Origin of the sequence: Pseudoalteromonas sp. Z1A2 (genome assembly GCF_011378755.1) — a bacterium.
GTDB classification, from domain to species: domain Bacteria; phylum Pseudomonadota; class Gammaproteobacteria; order Enterobacterales; family Alteromonadaceae; genus Pseudoalteromonas; species Pseudoalteromonas distincta.
In genome coordinates this window covers 1-559 of record NZ_WTKX01000091.1, presented here as the reverse complement: position 1 = coordinate 559, position 559 = coordinate 1, and the positions used below count along the sequence as shown (strand labels likewise).

Genomic DNA, 559 nt, shown 5'->3' with positions numbered 1-559 from the left:
CTTTCGTTAACTTTTGGTGGTGAAGTAAGGCTAGCAAAAGTCATCATCAAAGATGAAAAAAATAAATCAATAAACTTTGATTTCAAACCAAGCTCTACCCCAAGCACAGACTTTAGTTGGTCATTACCGAGCCTAGCCCAAGGCACTTACACGGTTAAATGGACAGCACTCGGTGGTGATGGACATAAAATGACCGACACGTTTAGATTTATGGTACACAAAAGTGAATCGCACAAGATGATGCAAGAACAATCTAATACCCACAGCAAACATAACCATTAAGTAGCAACATAATGCAATTAAGTGAATGGTCAGTACTCTTACTATTATTAAAACTAGCAAGCTATATCGCAATTGCAGGGCTTGCGGGCACTTTATTAATACGCTTTATGTGTGGCAACAGCAATGTTGCAGGGCATCACTTAATTAGCTTTTATCAGTTATTAAAACGTTGGCAAATTACGTGTGTAGTTACAGGTAGTATTGCTGCACTTTTACAAGTACCAATAGAAGCTGGAGCAATGGCTGAATCAGGCTTTATGGGAATGTTTGACCCCTT

Annotated in this window: 1 protein-coding gene and 1 pseudogene; both read left to right on the top strand. The window is 38.8% G+C overall.

The window, feature by feature from the left end:
- Positions 1-282: copper resistance protein CopC (locus GQR47_RS20335; protein ID WP_165724418.1), on the top strand; the 282-nt coding region annotated here is incomplete at its 5' end.
- An 11-nt stretch (positions 283-293) separates the two neighbouring features.
- Positions 294-559: pseudogene (locus GQR47_RS20330) on the top strand (copper-binding protein); the annotation flags it as partial.